This is a genomic window from Pseudomonas sp. FP2254 (assembly GCF_030687695.1).
GTDB classification, from domain to species: domain Bacteria; phylum Pseudomonadota; class Gammaproteobacteria; order Pseudomonadales; family Pseudomonadaceae; genus Aquipseudomonas; species Aquipseudomonas quebecensis.
In genome coordinates this window covers 979,260-996,774 of the sequence record NZ_CP117444.1, presented here as the reverse complement: position 1 = coordinate 996,774, position 17,515 = coordinate 979,260, and the positions used below count along the sequence as shown (strand labels likewise).

General features: G+C 59.9%; 22 protein-coding genes. 10 read left to right on the top strand and 12 right to left on the bottom strand.

Annotation, left to right across the window (positions count from 1 at the left end; genetic code table 11):
• Positions 1–39 precede the first annotated feature (39 nt).
• Complete coding sequence (locus PSH94_RS04400; RefSeq protein WP_181080646.1) at positions 40–507, bottom strand: WbuC family cupin fold metalloprotein; 468 nt, start codon at positions 505–507, stop codon at positions 40–42.
• 3 nt (positions 508–510) lie between these two features.
• Positions 511–1,068, bottom strand: a complete 558-nt coding sequence (locus PSH94_RS04395) for a hypoxanthine-guanine phosphoribosyltransferase (RefSeq protein ID WP_181080645.1) — start codon at positions 1,066–1,068, stop codon at positions 511–513.
• A 163-nt stretch (positions 1,069–1,231) separates the two neighbouring features.
• Here PSH94_RS04395 and upp point away from each other — a divergent pair, with 163 nt between their 5' ends.
• A complete protein-coding gene (gene upp, locus PSH94_RS04390; RefSeq protein ID WP_181080644.1) occupies positions 1,232–1,870 on the top strand; it encodes a uracil phosphoribosyltransferase in 639 nt (212 codons plus the stop codon).
• Between the two features lie 2 nt (positions 1,871–1,872).
• Complete coding sequence (locus PSH94_RS04385; protein ID WP_034095928.1) at positions 1,873–3,147, top strand: uracil-xanthine permease family protein; 1,275 nt, start codon at positions 1,873–1,875, stop codon at positions 3,145–3,147.
• A 63-nt stretch (positions 3,148–3,210) separates the two neighbouring features.
• On the opposite strand, the gene hisC is transcribed toward PSH94_RS04385, so the two are convergent.
• The 10 genes from hisC to PSH94_RS04335 form a co-directional block, all read right to left on the bottom strand.
• Positions 3,211–4,263, bottom strand: a complete 1,053-nt coding sequence (gene hisC, locus PSH94_RS04380) for a histidinol-phosphate transaminase (protein ID WP_253510489.1) — start codon at positions 4,261–4,263, stop codon at positions 3,211–3,213.
• 3 nt (positions 4,264–4,266) lie between these two features.
• Complete coding sequence (gene hisD / locus PSH94_RS04375) at positions 4,267–5,586, bottom strand: histidinol dehydrogenase (protein WP_253510487.1); 1,320 nt, start codon at positions 5,584–5,586, stop codon at positions 4,267–4,269.
• 125 nt (positions 5,587–5,711) lie between these two features.
• Positions 5,712–6,347, bottom strand: a complete 636-nt coding sequence (hisG, locus tag PSH94_RS04370; RefSeq protein WP_003188599.1) for an ATP phosphoribosyltransferase — start codon at positions 6,345–6,347, stop codon at positions 5,712–5,714.
• Positions 6,348–6,675: 328 nt separating this feature from the next.
• The gene (gene murA / locus PSH94_RS04365) at positions 6,676–7,941 is read right to left on the bottom strand and encodes a UDP-N-acetylglucosamine 1-carboxyvinyltransferase (RefSeq protein ID WP_181080641.1); all 1,266 of its coding nucleotides are present in this window, start codon (positions 7,939–7,941) and stop codon (positions 6,676–6,678) included.
• A gap of 23 nt (positions 7,942–7,964) precedes the next feature.
• Complete coding sequence (locus PSH94_RS04360; protein ID WP_010567702.1) at positions 7,965–8,204, bottom strand: BolA family protein; 240 nt, start codon at positions 8,202–8,204, stop codon at positions 7,965–7,967.
• A 114-nt stretch (positions 8,205–8,318) separates the two neighbouring features.
• Positions 8,319–8,624 carry a lipid asymmetry maintenance protein MlaB gene (locus PSH94_RS04355; RefSeq protein WP_181080640.1) on the bottom strand — a complete coding sequence of 102 codons (306 nt, stop codon included), beginning with the start codon at positions 8,622–8,624 and terminating at the stop codon, positions 8,319–8,321.
• Positions 8,621–9,268 (bottom strand): phospholipid-binding protein MlaC, encoded by a 648-nt coding sequence (locus tag PSH94_RS04350; protein ID WP_181080639.1) that lies wholly within the window; start codon positions 9,266–9,268, stop codon positions 8,621–8,623. Before PSH94_RS04350 ends, PSH94_RS04355 begins: the two co-directional genes overlap by 4 nt.
• An 11-nt stretch (positions 9,269–9,279) precedes the next feature.
• Positions 9,280–9,747 carry an outer membrane lipid asymmetry maintenance protein MlaD gene (gene mlaD, locus PSH94_RS04345; RefSeq protein ID WP_003171814.1) on the bottom strand — a complete coding sequence of 156 codons (468 nt, stop codon included), beginning with the start codon at positions 9,745–9,747 and terminating at the stop codon, positions 9,280–9,282.
• A complete protein-coding gene (gene mlaE, locus PSH94_RS04340) occupies positions 9,747–10,544 on the bottom strand; it encodes a lipid asymmetry maintenance ABC transporter permease subunit MlaE (RefSeq protein ID WP_167417298.1) in 798 nt (265 codons plus the stop codon). The genes mlaD and mlaE overlap by 1 nt, the downstream gene beginning before the upstream one ends.
• A complete protein-coding gene (locus PSH94_RS04335) occupies positions 10,544–11,353 on the bottom strand; it encodes an ATP-binding cassette domain-containing protein (protein ID WP_105520876.1) in 810 nt (269 codons plus the stop codon). The genes mlaE and PSH94_RS04335 overlap by 1 nt, the downstream gene beginning before the upstream one ends.
• 300 nt (positions 11,354–11,653) lie before the next feature.
• Here PSH94_RS04335 and PSH94_RS04330 point away from each other — a divergent pair, with 300 nt between their 5' ends.
• From PSH94_RS04330 to ptsN, 8 genes are all read left to right on the top strand, one after another.
• Positions 11,654–12,628 (top strand): KpsF/GutQ family sugar-phosphate isomerase, encoded by a 975-nt coding sequence (locus tag PSH94_RS04330; protein WP_181080636.1) that lies wholly within the window; start codon positions 11,654–11,656, stop codon positions 12,626–12,628.
• Complete coding sequence (locus PSH94_RS04325) at positions 12,629–13,153, top strand: HAD family hydrolase (protein ID WP_181080635.1); 525 nt, start codon at positions 12,629–12,631, stop codon at positions 13,151–13,153.
• A gap of 8 nt (positions 13,154–13,161) precedes the next feature.
• Positions 13,162–13,734 carry an LPS export ABC transporter periplasmic protein LptC gene (lptC, locus tag PSH94_RS04320; RefSeq protein WP_181080634.1) on the top strand — a complete coding sequence of 191 codons (573 nt, stop codon included), beginning with the start codon at positions 13,162–13,164 and terminating at the stop codon, positions 13,732–13,734.
• On the top strand, positions 13,721–14,254 hold the full coding sequence (gene lptA, locus PSH94_RS04315) for a lipopolysaccharide transport periplasmic protein LptA (protein ID WP_034095915.1): 534 nt from the start codon (positions 13,721–13,723) through the stop codon (positions 14,252–14,254). Before lptC ends, lptA begins: the two co-directional genes overlap by 14 nt.
• The gene (lptB, locus tag PSH94_RS04310) at positions 14,254–14,979 is read left to right on the top strand and encodes an LPS export ABC transporter ATP-binding protein (RefSeq protein WP_048723959.1); all 726 of its coding nucleotides are present in this window, start codon (positions 14,254–14,256) and stop codon (positions 14,977–14,979) included. Before lptA ends, lptB begins: the two co-directional genes overlap by 1 nt.
• A 184-nt stretch (positions 14,980–15,163) precedes the next feature.
• Positions 15,164–16,657, top strand: coding sequence for an RNA polymerase factor sigma-54 (locus tag PSH94_RS04305; RefSeq protein WP_285427906.1), 1,494 nt, complete (start codon positions 15,164–15,166; stop codon positions 16,655–16,657).
• Between the two features lie 75 nt (positions 16,658–16,732).
• On the top strand, positions 16,733–17,038 hold the full coding sequence (gene hpf / locus PSH94_RS04300) for a ribosome hibernation-promoting factor, HPF/YfiA family (protein ID WP_027604812.1): 306 nt from the start codon (positions 16,733–16,735) through the stop codon (positions 17,036–17,038).
• 10 nt (positions 17,039–17,048) lie between these two features.
• A complete protein-coding gene (gene ptsN, locus PSH94_RS04295; RefSeq protein WP_181080632.1) occupies positions 17,049–17,513 on the top strand; it encodes a PTS IIA-like nitrogen regulatory protein PtsN in 465 nt (154 codons plus the stop codon).
• Positions 17,514–17,515: the final 2 nt, after the last annotated feature.

The window sequence follows — 17,515 nt, the reverse complement described above, 5'->3', positions numbered from 1 at the left end:
CTGCTGGCCCCATGTGACAGGGCGGCCCGGCACTGCCGTTCAATCGAACTGGGCAAGCATCCAGCGTTGATACTCGGCGACGCCGGCATCGCCCTCCCGGGGCGCCCAGTGCGCGAGCTCACCCTCGCCGACCGGTCGATAGGGCCCGGCCTTGCATTCGAACATCACGGTGTCGGGCTGCAGCACCACCAGACCATGGAACACCCCCGGCTGCAGATCGACGCCGGCGCATTCGCTGCCGGCCTGCATCACGCGCCTGGCGATCACTTCGCCGTTGTCGTTGAACACCAGCAGGCCCAGACGGCCCTGGAGCACAAGCAGGGTTTCCGCCTTGTCCGCGCTGAGATGGCGGTGAGGAGGCACGTAGGTGCCGGGTTGCAGGCCCACCGCCATGCGATGGCAAGGCTCATCCATGTCATGGAAGTTATGATGATGCCGCCCACGGGGGCTGGCGGCCGCTTTCTCGGCCAGTTCGGTGAACAGTGTCTGATCCAGAAAGCGGGCCATGCGTTACATCCCTTTGACGGCGTAGATACCATTGGCGTTGCGCCAGTAGCCTTTGTAATCCATACCGTAACCGAAAATATAGCGGTCGATGCACGGCAGGCCGACGAAATCGGCTTTCAACTCGGGACGGGCCTTGCGGTCGTGGTCCTTGTCGATCAGTACGGCGGTGTGCACTTTACGTGCGCCGGCGTGTTTGCAGAAGTCGATAATCGCACCCAGGGTGTGACCTTCATCGAGGATATCGTCGATGATCAGCACGTCACGATCGATGAACGAGACTTCCGGCTTGGCCTTCCAGAACAGGTCGCCGCCGCTGGTTTCATTGCGATAGCGGGTAGCGTGCAGGTAAGACGCTTCCAGTGGGAAGTGCAGATGAGTCAGCAGCTTGCCGGCGAAGATCAGGCCGCCGTTCATCACACAGAACACCACCGGGTTGGTGTCGGCCATTTCGCGAGTGATGTGTGCGCCGACCTTGGCGATCGCTTCTTCGACTTGCGCTTCGGTGTACAGGCAGTCAGCCTCGCGCATGATTTGACGGATATGCTCGAGATCAGCGGACATGGCGCTCTCCAAGGGGTGCTGTGGCAAGAAAAGCGGGCGAAGGTACGCTTCTCATGCGCTGCGGGCAAGCCTTAATGGACTAACGTACTAGATGTCTATAGGACAACACCCTCGGATAGATTAATCTAGGCCGGTTTTTTTGCCCGCCGCCGGAGCCTTTCCCATGCCCACTCGCGAGATCCGCCACCCGCTGATCCGACACAAACTCGGCCTTATGCGCCGCGCCGACATCAGCACGAAGAATTTCCGTGAGCTTGCTCAGGAAGTCGGAGCGCTGCTCACTTACGAAGCCACCAAGGATTTGCCACTGGAGAGCTACGAGATCCCAGGTTGGGCCGGTCCCGTCCAGGTCGAGAAGATCGCCGGTAAGAAAATCACCGTGGTCCCGATCCTGCGCGCCGGTATCGGCATGCTTGAAGGCGTGCTCAGCCTGATTCCGGGCGCCAAGGTCAGCGCCGTGGGCGTGGCCCGAAATGAAGAGACGCTGCAGGCTCACACCTACCTGGAAAAACTCGTTCCGGAAATCAATGAGCGCCTGGCGATGATCATCGACCCGATGCTCGCCACCGGCAGTTCCATGGTCGCCACCATCGACCTGCTGAAAAAGGCCGGTTGCAAGGACATCCGCGCCATGGTGCTGGTGGCCGCGCCCGAAGGCATCGCGGCCGTCGAGAGTGCACACCCGGACGTGCAGATCTATACCGCCTCCATCGATGAACGTTTGAACGAACACGGCTACATCATCCCCGGCCTGGGCGATGCCGGTGACAAGATCTTCGGCACCAAGCAGAAGGACGCGTGAACATGCAGGATGAATTCAACGACCCGCTTTGGCGCCAGATCCTGTCTGGCGCACAAATGCTCTTCGTGGCATTTGGCGCGCTGGTGTTGATGCCACTGATCACAGGTCTTGATCCAAACGTCGCGCTGTTCACCGCCGGCCTGGGCACGTTGTTGTTCCAGGTGGTGACCGGGCGACAGGTGCCGGTGTTCCTGGCATCGAGTTTTGCCTTCATCACCCCGATCATCCTCGCCAAGGGCCAGTTCGGCCTCGCGGCGACCATGGGCGGCGTGATGGCGGCCGGCTTCGTGTATACGTTCCTGGGCCTGGCGGTGAAGATCAAAGGCACCGGCTTTATCGACCGGCTGCTGCCGCCGGTGGTAATCGGGCCGGTGATCATCTCCATCGGCCTGGCCATGGCGCCGATCGCCGCAAACATGGCCATGGGCAAGTCCGGCGACGGTGCCGAGCTGATTCATTACCAGACGGCGATGATGATCTCGATGCCGGCGCTGCTGACCACGCTGATCGTGGCGGTATTCGGCAAGGGCATTTTTCGCCTGGTGCCGATTATCTCCGGCGTGCTGGTGGGGTTTGCCATGTCGTTCTACTTTGGCGTGGTCGATACCGCGAAGATCGCCGCCGCACCCTGGTTCGCTCTACCCCACTTCACCGCGCCGGAATTCAACTGGCAGGCGATCCTGTTTATCGTCCCGGTGGCCCTGGCCCCGGCGATCGAACATATCGGCGGTGTGATTGCAGTAGGCAGCGTGACCGGACGCGACTACCTGAAAAAACCTGGCCTGCATCGCACCTTGCTGGGTGACGGCATCGCCACCACGGCCGCCGGCCTGTTTGGCGGCCCGCCGAACACCACCTACGCCGAAGTGACCGGCGCGGTGATGCTGACCAAGAACTACAACCCGAAGATCATGACCTGGGCGGCTATCTTTGCCATCAGCCTGGCATTTATCGGCAAATTCGGCGCACTGCTGCAAAGCATCCCGGTGCCGGTGATGGGCGGGATTCTGTGCCTGTTGTTCGGTTCGATTGCCGCCGTGGGCATGAACACCCTGATCCGCCACAAGATCGACCTGGGTGAGGCGCGCAATCTGGTGATTGTGTCGGTAACCCTGGTGTTCGGGATTGGCGGCGTGTTGGTCGGTACCGGCACCGGCCCGGATGACTTCGGCTTGAAGGGCATTGCCCTGTGTGCCGTGGTAGCGATTGGCTTGAACCTGTTGCTGCCGGGCAATGATGGCTGGAAGAACAAGAAACCGGATGAGCCGTTGATCTAACTGCCGACGCACCCACCAATGTGGGAGGGGCTTGCCCCCTCCCACATTTGATTTCAGTGGATGTCAGAGCTCACCCAACCCATCGATCAACGCCTGGTTCTGCTCCGGTGTACCGATGCTGATCCGCAGGAACTGGGCAATCCGCGCCTGCTTGAAGTGGCGCACGATCACCCCTTGCTCGCGCAACTTGGCTGCCAGTCCGGCTGCATCGTGGCGTGGGTGGCGGGCAAAGATGAAATTGGCCGCTGACGGCAGCACCTCAAACCCCTTAGCTTCCAGCTGCACGACCAATTGGTGGCGGCTGTCGATCACCTGCTGGCAGGTTTTTTCGAAGTATTCACGATCGTCGAACGCCGCCGCCGCGCCGACAATTGCCAGACGATCCAACGGATAGGAATTGAAGCTGTTCTTGACCCGCTCCAGCGCTTCGATCAGGTCCGGGTGGCCCACCGCCAGGCCTACGCGCAAACCGGCGAGTGAGCGCGATTTGGACAGGGTCTGGGTCACCAACAGGTTCGGGTAGCGGTCCACCAGGCTGATGGCGGTTTCGCCGCCAAAGTCGATATAGGCTTCATCCACCACTACCACCGAATCCGGGCTGGCCTTGAGGATCTGCTCCACCGCGTCCAGAGCCATTACACAACCGGTTGGCGCATTCGGGTTGGGGAAGATGATCCCGCCATTGGGTCTGGCGTAGTCCGCCGTGCGGATCTGAAACTGCTCGTCCAATGGCACCGGCGCCGACTGGATGCCGTAGAGGCCGCAGTACACCGGATAAAAGCTGTAGCTGATGTCCGGGAACAGCAGCGGCAGCTCGTGCTGGAACAGGCCGTGGAAGATGTGCGCCAGCACTTCGTCGGAGCCGTTGCCGAGGAACACTTTGCCAGCATCGATCGCGTAATACCTGGCCACGGCCTGTTTGAGCAGGTCGCTGTTGGGGTCCGGGTACAAACGCAGGTCATCGTTCAACTCGGCCTGCATGGCGGCCAACGCCTTGGGCGATGGGCCGTACGGGTTCTCGTTGGTGTTGAGCTTGACCAACTTGGTCAGCTTCGGTTGCTCGCCGGGTACGTAAGGCACCAGATCCTTGACGAAGGGACTCCAGAATTTGCTCATGTGTTATTTCCCCTCATCCAGGATTCGATACTCGGCGCTACGGGCGTGAGCGCTCAGGGACTCACCACGGGCCAGCACCGACGCGGTCTTGCCCAGCTCGGATGCGCCTTGTGGCGAGCAGAAGATGATTGACGAGCGCTTCTGGAAGTCATAAACCCCCAGCGGCGACGAAAATCGCGCGGTGCCGGAAGTCGGCAGCACGTGATTGGGGCCGGCACAGTAGTCACCCAAGGCTTCGCTGGTATGACGCCCCATGAAGATCGCACCGGCATGACGAATCGACGGCAGCCAGGCCTGGGGGTCGGCCACCGACAATTCCAGATGCTCCGGCGCGATGCGGTTGGCCACTTCAATGGCCTGTTCCATGTCCTGCACCAGAATCAGCGCGCCACGACCATTGATTGATTTCTCGATGATTTCGGCACGTTCCATGGTCGGCAGCAACTTATCGATGCTGGCGGCGACCTTGTCGAGGAACTCGGCATCCGGGCTGACCAGGATCGCCTGGGCGTCTTCGTCATGCTCGGCCTGGGAGAACAGGTCCATGGCGATCCAATCCGGGTCGGTCTGGCCATCGCACACCACCAGGATCTCCGAAGGACCGGCAATCATATCGATACCGACCTGGCCAAATACATGGCGCTTGGCAGTGGCGACGTAGATGTTGCCGGGACCAACGACCTTGTCGACCTTCGGCACACTTTCGGTGCCATAAGCCAGCGCCGCAACCGCTTGGGCACCGCCGATGGTGAATACACGGTCGACACCGGCAATACAGGCAGCGGCCAGCACCAGCTCGTTGATTTCACCGCGCGGGGTGGGCACCACCATGACGACTTCAGTCACGCCCGCCACCTTGGCAGGAATCGCATTCATCAAAACGGACGACGGGTACGACGCCTTGCCACCCGGCACGTACAGGCCGGCACGATCCAGTGGCGTGACCTTCTGGCCCAGCACCGTGCCGTCGGCTTCGGTGTAGCTCCAGGAGTCCTGCTTTTGTTGCTCGTGGTAGCTGCGCACTCGCGCCGCCGCCACTTCGAGGGCTTCGCGCTGCGGCACGGTAATGCGGGTCAGCGCCAGCTCCAGGCGTTCACGCGGCAGGATCAGGTCGGCCATGGACTGCACGTCGAGACCGTCGAACTGACGGGTAAAATCCACCAGCGCCGCGTCACCGCGCTCGCGCACCGCCTTGATGATGTCGAGCACCCGCTGGTTGACCGAGTCGTCGGACACGCTTTCCCAGCTCAGCAAATGATCCAGATGATGGGCGAAATCCGGGTCGGCAGCGTTGAGTCGGGCAATTGCAGTGGACGTGGTCATAGCGAGGGCCTCATAGGATTGGCAAAAACTCAGGCGCCCTAAACTACCGTTCGCTCCGCTTGGGCACCTGAGAATTCTGGCTATGAGGCGGATAGACGGGCGCAGCCTATGGCCGCGCGGGTGAGTCAACCGCGGTGTCGAGACTCCACTGCCTTGCGCAGGGTGTCGATCAACGCCTGGATTCGGGCGTGCTGCATCTTCATTGATGCCTTGTTGACGATCAGGCGGGAGCTGATGTCAGCGATGAAATCCTGTGGTTCGAGACCGTTGGCACGCAGGGTGTTGCCGGTATCGACCACGTCGATGATCTTGTCGGCCAGGCCGATCAGTGGCGCCAGCTCCATGGAGCCGTAGAGTTTGATGATGTCGACCTGACGGCCTTGCTCGGCGTAGTAGCGCTTGGCGACGTTGACGAACTTGGTGGCCACACGCAGGCGGCCCTTGGGTTCAACGTCACCGACGCGGCCGGCGGTCATCAACTTGCACAGGGCAATACGCAGGTCCAGCGGTTCGTACAAGCCCTGGCCACCATATTCCATCAGCACGTCCTTGCCGGCGACGCCAAGGTCGGCCGCGCCATGTTCAACATAGGTCGGCACGTCGGTGGCCCGCACGATCAACAGACGAACGTCGTCCTGGGTGGTGGGAATGATCAGCTTGCGGCTCTTGTCCGGATTCTCGGTCGGCACGATGCCCGCTTCAGCCAGAAGCGGCAAAGTGTCGTCAAGGATGCGGCCCTTGGACAGTGCGATGGTCAACATGGGAAACGTCAATCCTTCATCAGGCTATTGCTGCCTGGTCGCAAACGGCGCCAGACACAGATCGAGGCCATGACAGCCTCGATTTGGAACACATTCAGCATACCGCGAACTGACACCGTCTGTGGTGAGCGGGCTTGCGCGGTGCGGGGTTGCGTAGCGACCCCAAAGCGGGGACTGCTGCGCAGTCCAGCGCGGGGCAAGCCCGCTCACCACAACAAGCCCGCTCACCACAGCAAGCTCGCTCGCCACAGCAAGCTCGCTCACCACAGCAAGCTCGCTCACCACAGCAAGCCCGCTCACCACAGTGACGGTGTTTTCAGTTCCGGGACTAGCCCGGTACTCGGCGGATTTTCGCGCCGAGCATCTGCAGTTTTTCCTCGATGCACTCGTAACCACGGTCTATGTGGTAGATGCGATCGATCAAGGTGTCACCGTCCGCACACAACGCGGAGATCACCAGGCTGGCCGATGCGCGCAGGTCGGTGGCCATGACTGGCGCGCCCTTGAGCTTGTCGATACCGGTGACGATGGCAGTGTTACCTTCAACCTGGATCTTCGCGCCCATGCGGTGCAGCTCATAAACATGCATGAAACGGTTTTCGAAGATGGTCTCGATCACGGCACCGGTGCCTTCGGCAATCGCGTTCAAGGAAATGAACTGCGCCTGCATGTCGGTCGGGAACGCCGGGTACGGAGCGGTACGCACATTGACGGCTTTTGGCCGCTTGCCGTGCATGTCCAGCTCGATCCAGTCTTCGCCGCAGGTGATTTCGGCACCGGCTTCGCGGAGTTTTTCCAGGACCGCTTCCAGGATGGTCGGATCGGTATCCTTGACCTTGACGCGACCACCGGTGACGGCGGCGGCAACCAGGTAGGTGCCGGTCTCGATCCGGTCAGGCATGACCTTGTAGGTTGCGGTGTGCAGACGCTCTACGCCATCAATGGTGATGGTGTCGGTGCCGGCGCCGGAAACCTTCGCACCCATGGCGTTCAGGAAGTTGGCCAGGTCGACCACTTCCGGCTCGCGCGCGGCGTTTTGCAGGACGCTGCGACCGTTGGCCAGGGCAGCGGCCATCATGATGTTCTCGGTACCGGTCACGCTGACGGTATCGAAGAAGAAGCTCGCGCCACGCAGGCCGCCTTCCGGCGCCTTGGCCTTGATGTAGCCGCCTTCGACGTCGATGATCGCGCCCATGGCTTCCAGGCCACGAATGTGCAGGTCTACCGGACGCGAACCGATGGCGCAACCGCCAGGCAGTGCCACTTCGGCTTCGCCGAAACGGGCAACCATCGGGCCCAGTACCAGGATCGACGCACGCATGGTTTTCACCAGCTCGTACGGTGCGATCAGGGTCTTGATGGTACGCGGGTCGATTTCGACAGCGAGTTTCTCGTCGATCACCGGCTCGATGCCCATGCGACCGAACAGCTCGATCATGGTGGTGATGTCATGCAGGTGCGGCAGGTTGGCCACGGTGACCGGGCCATCGCACAGCAGGGTCGCTGCCAGGATCGGCAAGGCGGAGTTTTTCGCACCGGAAATGCGGATCTCGCCATCAAGGCGGGCACCGCCGGTAATAATCAATTTATCCATAAGAATCTCGACGCCTTGGGGGCTCAGGTGCGCTCGGCCCAGGCCGCGCGGCTGAAAAATTTCATAGTGACCGCATGGATGCTGCCATCGGTGATCCACGGGTTCAAATGGGCATAGATCTGCTGCTGACGCTTGACCGGGCTCAATGCCGCCAGTTCATCGCTAATCACGTTCAGCTGGAAATTGCAGCCTTCGCCTTCAACTGCAACCTCAGTATTCGGCAGCTTTCCTTCAAGGAAGCTCTTAACTTCTAGGGCCTGCATGCTCAACCTCTATCGGCGCCCAGTGCGCGCGGGTCGCACATCATACAAAAAAGCCCCGCGCCTGCGAACCCCGCATAGCAGGACTCTGACGGGGGGCTCGCTTGAAGACGTGTATTAAGGATGCGCCAACAGCTCGGTCAGACCGGAAACTTCGGCAATTTCGCGCATGTCTTCAGGTAACGCACGGATGCTGACGGTTTTTTGGGCCGCCTCGGCATCGCGCATGAAGCACAGCAGCAACGACAGGCCGACACTGCTGGATTTGGTCACCGCCGAACAGTCCAGTACCAGCGCGGGCGCGGTACTGGTCTTGATCAACGCCTGCCCCTGCTTGCGCAGGTCAGGCCCGGTGCGGTAATCCAGCACGCCGCTGAGGAATAACTCACCGGCGTCGCCAAGACGCACAGCCGACTCGGTCATTGCGCAGCCTTCCCGGCTTCTTTGTCGGACGTTTCCTTGGCCTTGGCGACTTCACCGGCCCAACCATTGATGGTCTTGTCCAGGTCGTTGCCATTGCGCTGCATGGCGTCGGCGAACTGATCACGGAACAGCTTGCCGATGTTGATGCCGTTGATGATCACGTTACGCAACTTCCATTCGCCCTTGACCTTCTCCAGGGTGTACTGGACAGGGTAGACGGCACCGTTGTTGCCCTTGACGCTCATGTTCACGCTGGTGCGATCACCCGACTCATCGCCGGCGGGTGCAACGGTAATGCCCTGGTTGTTGTACTCGAGCAACGCATTGCCATAGAACTGGAACAGGCCGCGCTTGAAGTTTTCCTGGAAGCGCTGCATCTGCTCAGGGGTCGCCTTGCGCGAATACTTGACCGTCATGATGCTGCGGGAAATGCCTTCGGCATCCACCACCGGTCCGACAATGCTGTTGAGCGCATCGTAGAACTTACTCGGGTCTTGCTTGTACTGTTCTTTGTTGGCGGTCAGATCAGCCAACATTTTGTTGGTCGTGTCCTGCACCAGATCGTGCGCAGAACCCGCCGCGTTGGCCATCAATGGCAGCGCTGCAAGCAGTACCAGAAGGCCACGTCGCAAGGTAGAGATCATGTACAGAGTCCTCATTTGGCGTCTTTATTGACCGTATTGAGCAAAAATTTTCCGATCAGGTCTTCAAGCACCAGCGACGACTGCGTGTCGTGGATGGTCGAACCATCCTTGAGCAGGGCTGTTTCCCCGCCCACGCTGACACCGATGTATTTCTCGCCCAGCAGACCCGCAGTGAGGATAGACGCAGTGGAGTCGGTCGGCAGGTTGTCGACCTTCTTGTCCAGTTGCATCGTCACTCGACCGGTGAAACTGTCGCGATCCAGATCGATTGCCGTGACCTTGCCGATCGTCACGCCGGCCATGGTCACTTTAGCTCTGACAGTCAAACCGGCGATATTGTCGAAGTAGGCGTAAAGTTTATAAGTGTCGGCGGTGGGGCTGGCCGACAGGCCACTGACCCGCAGGGCCAGCAACAGTAAAGCCAGGATGCCAGCCAGCAAGAAAAGGCCGACACCGATTTCCACAGTGCGGTTTTGCATCAGAAATCTCCAAACATCAAGGCGGTCAAAATGAAGTCAAGGCCCAGTACCGCCAGCGAGGCGTACACAACGGTCTTGGTGGTGGCGCGACTGATCCCTTCTGAAGTGGGCTCACAGTCGTAGCCTTGGAATACGGCAATCCACGTCACGACAAAGGCAAAGACGATGCTCTTTATAATGCCGTTGAGTACATCACCGTTGAAGGTGACGCTGTTCTGCATGTTGGCCCAGTAGGAACCGTCGTAGACGCCCAGCCAGTCCACCGCCACCCAGGAACCGCCCCAGATACCGACCACGCTGAAGATCATCGCCAGCAGTGGCAGGGATATGAAGCCGGCCCACAGGCGCGGGGCAACAATGTATTTGAGCGGGTCGACGCCGATCATTTCCAGGCTGGACAACTGCTCGGTGGACTTCATATTGCCGATTTCGGCGGTCAGCGCGGAACCCGCGCGCCCGGCGAACAGCAACGCGGTGACCACCGGCCCCAGCTCGCGCAGCAGCGTCAGGGCAACCATCTGCCCCACCGCCTGCTCCGAGCCGTAGCTGGACAGGATATTGAAGCCCTGCAATGCCAGTACCATGCCGATGAACACCCCGGAGACCACAATGATCACCAGGGACATCACGCCGACGGCATGCAGTTGCTTGATCAACAAGCCAAAACCGCCGCCGATGCCGCCGCGGCCGAGCAAGGCGTGAAACAGAAAAATCGTCGAGCGGCCCAGCACTTCGACGATGTCGATGCCCGAGCGACCGAAAAGGCGAACCTTTTCGATAAGAGATGTTTTGCGCATCAGCGCTTCCCCAGAAGATCTGCGCGGTAATCCGCTGCCGGAAAGTGAAAAGGCACCGGGCCATCCGGATCGCCGGTCATGAATTGGCGAATGCGCGGGTTGTCGGCATTCATCAGCTCTTCAGGCGTACCCTGCCCCAGTACCTGACCATCGCCCACGACGTAGAGGTAGTCGGCAATGCTCGCGGTTTCCGCCAGGTCGTGGGAGACCACGATACTGGTGATGCCCAGCGCATCATTGAGTAGCCGGATCAGCCGTACCAGCACGCCCATGGCGATAGGGTCCTGGCCGACAAAAGGCTCGTCGTACATGAGGATCTGCGGGTCGAGGGCAATAGCACGGGCCAGGGCGACACGACGCTTCATGCCCCCGGACAGCTCGTCGGGCATCAGGTCAATGGCGCCGCGAAGGCCCACGGCCTGCAGCTTGAGCAGCACAATGTCGCGAATCATTTCGTCCGAAAGCTGGGTGTGCACCCGCAGTGGAAATGCCACGTTCTCGAAAACATCAAGGTCAGTGAACAGTGCCCCACTCTGGAACAGCACGCCCATGTGCTTGCGCGCATCGAACAGATCACTGCGCGACAGGGTCGGCAGGTTCTGGCCGTTGACCCACACTTCACCGGCACTGGGGCGCAATTGCATGCCCATCAAGCGCAGCAGGGTGGTCTTGCCGCAACCGGAAGGCCCCATGATGCCCGTGACCTTGCCGCGTGGAATGCGAATATCGACGTTATTGAAGATGCTGCGCGTCCCGCGCTTGAAGGTCAGTCCCTTCAGCTCGACCGCGTAGGCGTTATCGGCACTCATCTAAACTCCTTGGGATGCAGCTTCTCACTCAGACACCACCTCTGCGACAAACGTTTGCAACGGTTGCGCAATATATATAGCCACGTGGGCTGAGCGGACCGAACTGGCGGCGAACTATAGCACTGCTGGTACAACGCCCCCAAGGCCGGAACTGCGCCAGTTCAGATAAGAGACAGGGAAAAAACGTTGCCGGGCGTGAATCTCAGGCACCGGCAGAATAAAGCCTGACGAACTTGCGTGAGGGAATTGATCATTACCGCTATAATCGCCGACTTTTCGTCAGGCTATACGATTTCAGACATGAGCCAATCCAGCGACCTTATTCAATCCGCACAGCGCACTATTCGCCTCGAGCTTGAAGCCGTGGAAGGCTTGCTGGCCCATATCGACGCGGATTTCGTACGCGCCTGCGAGATGATTCTGGCCAGCAAGGGCCGCGTGGTGGTGGTTGGCATGGGCAAGTCGGGCCATGTCGGCAACAAGATTGCCGCCACCCTGGCCAGCACCGGCACCACCGCGTTTTTCGTGCACCCGGCCGAAGCCAGCCACGGCGACATGGGCATGATCACCAAGGATGACATCATCCTGGCGCTGTCCAACTCGGGGACCACCAACGAAATCGTCACCCTGTTGCCGCTGATCAAACGCCTGGGCATCCAGATGATCAGCATCACCGGCAACCCGGAGTCGACCCTGGCCAAGGCTGCCGAAGTGAACCTGAATGTGCATGTGGCCCACGAGGCCTGCCCGCTGAACCTTGCACCGACCTCCTCCACCACCGCCGCGCTGGTGATGGGGGATGCCCTGGCCGTGGCATTGCTGGAAGCCCGCGGGTTCACCGCCGAAGATTTCGCGTTTTCCCACCCGGGCGGCGCGCTCGGCCGACGCCTGTTGCTGAAAGTCGAGAACGTCATGCATTCGGGCGATGAGTTACCCCATGTACCGCGTGGCACCCTGCTCAAGGATGCGCTGATGGAAATGACCCGCAAGGGTCTGGGCATGACCGTGATCCTCGAAACCGATGGGCGCCTGGCCGGGGTATTCACGGACGGTGACCTGCGGCGCACGCTGGACCGGACCATTGATATCCATACCGCAACCATCGACGCGGTGATGACGCCCCACGGCAGGACGGCGCGTCCCGAGATGCTGGCCGCAGAAGCCTTGAAGATCATGGAAGACCACAAGATCGGCGCACTGGTGGTGGTCGATAGCGACGACCACCCGATCGGCGCCCTGAACATGCACGACTTGCTGCGTGCGGGAGTGATGTAAATGAGCAGCGACCTGTTGCAACGCGGCAAGCACATCAAGCTGGCCATTTTTGACGTCGACGGCGTACTGACCGACGGTCGCCTGTACTTTCTCGAAGACGGCAGCGAGTTCAAGACCTTCAACACCCTCGATGGCCAGGGCATCAAGATGTTGATAGCGGCAGGGGTGCAAACCGCAATTATCAGCGGTCGAAAAACCCCGGTTGTGGAACGTCGCGCACAAAACCTGGGGATTGCTCACCTGTATCAGGGCCGCGAGGATAAACTGGTGGTTCTGGACGAGCTCCTGGGCCAACTCAATCTAAGCTATGAGCAGGTCGCTTACCTCGGTGATGACCTGCCCGACCTGCCGGTCATTCGTCGGGTCGGTCTGGGCATGGCAGTGGCCAATGCCGCGACATTCGTTCGCGAACATGCCCACGGCATAACCACGGCCCGTGGCGGCGAAGGTGCCGCACGCGAGTTCTGCGAATTGATCCTGCGCGCCCAGGGCCGCCTTGAAGCGGCTCACGCCGCCTACCTATAGAGCGTTATATGCTGAGCAAAAAGATTCGCAACTTCCTGTTATTCGGGGTGATCGCCGCGCTGTTCCTGGCGGTGGGCTACTGGAATATCAGCCCGGAGCGCTTTCTCGACCAGCCTGCCGCGCAGGTCGATGAGGGCGCTATCGACTATTACGCCACCAACGCCTACAGCGTGCAGTTCCTGCCGGACGGCAAGGTGCAGTACGAGATGACCTCGGACAAAGTCGAGCACCTGAAGGCCTCCGAAGTCACCCTGCTGACCAACCCGGACTTGAACCTGTACCGCGGCACGGAGTTTCCGTGGCATGTGACCAGCAAGCATGGCGAGGTCAACCCGGACGGTACCCAGGTCGAACTGATCGACTCGGTACGCGTCGCACGCACTGACGCCCAGAACCGCGACACGATTATAACCAGCAGTCGCATGACCGTATTCCCACAACAGCAATATGCGCAGACCGAGCAAGACGTTAGAATCGACGGCGCTGGCGGTGTATCGACTGGCAAGGGAATGAAAGCGTATTTGAAAGAAAGCAGGATACACCTGCTATCGAACGTAAGAGGACAGTATGAGGCTCGTTAAAACTCTCCCGATTTTGCTCGGTCTTGGCGCAGCACTGGGAAGCGTGAGCGCCTGGGCTCTGCCGAACGATAGCGAGCAGCCTATCCGTATCCAGGCTGACGATGCGCAGCTGGATGACAAGCAAGGCGTCGCCACCTATAAAGGTGACGTAATCATTATCCAGGGCTCGATGAAGATCACCGGTAACACGGTAACCCTGACGCGCACCCCGGCAGGCGACATCGACGTGGTGACGTCGGTGGGCAACCTTGCCTACTTCGAACAGAAGCAAAAGGCAGAAGATCCAGGCCCGATGAAGGGCTATGGCAAGACCATCCAGTATCATGCGCAGCAGAACCGCATTGTGCTGATCGATCAGGCCAAGGTGCTGAGCGCCGATGGTAACTCCACCGAAGGCGAGAAGATCGTCTACAACACCAAGACCCAGGTCGCCCAGGCGGGTCGTGCCAACGGCACCAAGGTCAGCGCGCCGCGCCCACGCATCGACATGGTTATCCAGCCGAAGAAGAAGGCCGAGTAATGGCAACCCTGAAAGCCCAGCATCTGGCCAAGGCCTATAAAAGCCGTCAGGTCGTGCGCGATGTCAGCCTGTCGATCGACAGCGGCCAAATCGTCGGTTTGCTCGGCCCCAACGGCGCCGGCAAGACGACCTGCTTCTATATGATCGTCGGCCTCGTCCAGGCCGACCAAGGGCGCGTACTGATCGACGACCTGGATGTCAGCCATCAACCGATGCACGGCCGTGCCCGTGCCGGTATCGGCTATCTTCCCCAGGAAGCTTCGATCTTCCGCAAACTCTCGGTAGCCGACAACATCATGGCGATCCTTGAGACCCGCAAGGAACTCGACCGCGACGGCCGTCGCGCCGAACTGGAAAGCCTGCTGCAGGAATTCCATATCAACCATATTCGCGACAACCTGGGCATGAGCCTGTCCGGTGGCGAGCGCCGCCGCGTGGAAATCGCTCGGGCATTGGCCACTGCGCCCAAGTTCATCCTGCTGGACGAGCCGTTTGCCGGCGTCGACCCGATTTCGGTCGGCGACATCAAGCAGATCATCCATCACCTCAAGGCCAAGGGCATTGGCGTGTTGATCACCGACCACAACGTCCGTGAAACACTCGATATCTGCGAAACGGCTTATATCGTCAACGATGGACAGCTGATTGCCGAAGGCGATTCAGCCACCATCCTGGCCAACGAGCTGGTCAAGGAAGTGTACCTGGGTCACGAATTCCGCCTGTAAACACCGTGGTGTCACGGCCGTTTGCCACGGTGCGCGGGAGTCAATGAAAACCCCGGTTTTTTATTGTTACCGCGCTCTAGGCAAAGCCCCCGATATCAGGCATATAATTTGCTTATGTTTGGCGCTCACGCGCCCTGTCGTGGATGGCGCATTGCGCCGGCGAATAAGGTGTTAAGCCCCTGCCATGAAACCATCGCTAGTCCTGAGAATGGGCCAGCAGCTGACGATGACACCGCAGCTGCAACAGGCCATCCGCCTGCTCCAATTGTCGACCTTGGATCTGCAACAGGAAATCCAGGAGGCCCTGGAGTCCAATCCGATGCTCGAACGCCAGGAAGAAGGCGACGACTTCGACAATGCAGACCCATTGGCCGACAACATCGAGCAAAAACCCAATTCCGACGTGCAGGAACCTTCCTATCAGGAAACCGCCCCCACGGTGGACAACCTGGAGGAAGGCGAATGGAACGAACGCATTCCCAACGAGCTTCCCGTGGACACCGCCTGGGAGGACGTCTATCAGACCAGCGCCAGCAGCCTGCCCAGCAGTGACGACGACGAGTGGGATTTCACCACCCGCACATCCGCCGGAGAGAGCCTGCAAAGCCATCTGTTGTGGCAGTTGAACCTGGCGCCGATGTCGGACACCGATCGCCTGATCGCCGTAACCCTGATCGACTGCATCAACAACCAGGGCTACCTGGACGAGAGTCTCGAGGAGATTCTCGAGGCGTTCGACCCGGAACTGGATATCGAGCTGGACGAAATCGAAGCCGTCCTGCACCGCATCCAGCAGTTCGAGCCTGCCGGTATTGGCGCGCGCACGCTCAGCGAATGCCTGCTGCTGCAATTGCGTCAACTGCCGGCCAAAACACCCTGGCTGGTCGAAGCCCAGCGCCTGGTCACCGACTACATCGACCTGCTTGGCAGCCGCGACTACAGCCAGTTGATGCGCCGCATGAAGCTCAAGGAAGACGAACTGCGCCAGGTCATCGAGCTGGTGCAAAGCCTCAACCCTCGTCCCGGCTCGCAGATCGAGTCGAGCGAAGCCGAATACGTGGTCCCCGATGTCATCGTGCGCAAGGACAACGAGCGCTGGTTGGTGGAGCTGAACCAGGAATCGGTGCCGCGTCTGCGGGTCAACCCGCAATATGCCGGGTTCGTGCGCCGCGCCGACACCAGCGCCGACAACACCTTCATGCGCAACCAGTTGCAGGAAGCGCGCTGGTTCATCAAGAGTCTGCAGAGCCGCAACGAAACCCTGATGAAAGTCGCGACCCAGATCGTCGAACATCAGCGCGGCTTCCTGGAGTATGGCGACGAAGCGATGAAGCCGCTGGTACTGCATGACATCGCCGAGGCGGTAGGCATGCACGAGTCAACGATTTCCCGGGTGACCACACAGAAATTCATGCATACCCCACGGGGTATCTACGAGCTGAAATACTTTTTCTCCAGCCACGTGAGTACCTCTGAAGGCGGCGAATGCTCGTCCACGGCGATCCGCGCGATCATCAAAAAACTGGTTGCCGCGGAAAATCAGAAAAAGCCGTTGAGTGACAGCAAGATCGCTGGTTTACTGGAGGCACAAGGCATTCAGGTCGCCCGTCGAACCGTCGCCAAGTACCGCGAGTCCCTTGGGATCGCGCCTTCCAGCGAGCGTAAGCGTTTGATGTGACGGGCGGGCCATAGCGTTCCAGTGACGGGTATTTTTGCCCGTCGCTTTATGCACTGGCAACGAAGGAGAAGCTGTATGCAAGTCAATATCAGTGGACACCATGTAGAAGTCACCCCGCCACTGCGCGACTACGTCGAGCAGAAGCTGAGGAAGCTTGAAGGACATTTCGACAAGATCACCAACGTGCAGGTCATCATGAAGGTCGACAAGCTTCAGCAGAAAATCGAAGCGACCCTCCAGATACCCGGTGGCGAAGTGGTTGCCAACGCAGAGCATGAAGACATGTATGCCTCGATAGACTTGCTCACCGACAAGCTGGACCGCCAACTTAAAAAGCATAAGGAAAAGAATCTGAGCCTGCTCCAAGGCACAGGTCGCTAACTCTCCCCCCATGATCCGACTTGAATCCATCCTGACCCCCGGCCGTTCCCTTGTGAACGCGCCGGGCGGCAGCAAGAAAAAAGCCCTCGAACAAATTGCCAACCTGATCGCTCGCGAAGTGCCGGGCCTCGAAATGCAAGATGTCTTCGAGGCTCTCATCGCTCGTGAAAAGCTCGGTTCCACCGGCTTTGGTAACGGCATCGCGATACCCCACTGTCGCCTCAAAGGGTGCACGGATCCCATCAGTGCCCTGCTGCACCTGGAAGCCCCCATCGATTTCGACGCCATCGACGGCGCCCCGGTCGACCTGCTGTTTGTGCTGCTGGTCCCGGAAGCCGCTACCGATGCGCACCTGGAACTGCTTCGGCAGATCGCCAGCATGCTCGATCGCAAGGAAGTGCGTAACAAACTCCGCAGCGCCAGCAGCAATGACGCGCTGTATCAGGTTGTCCTGGATGAGCAAAACGGGCAGTAATC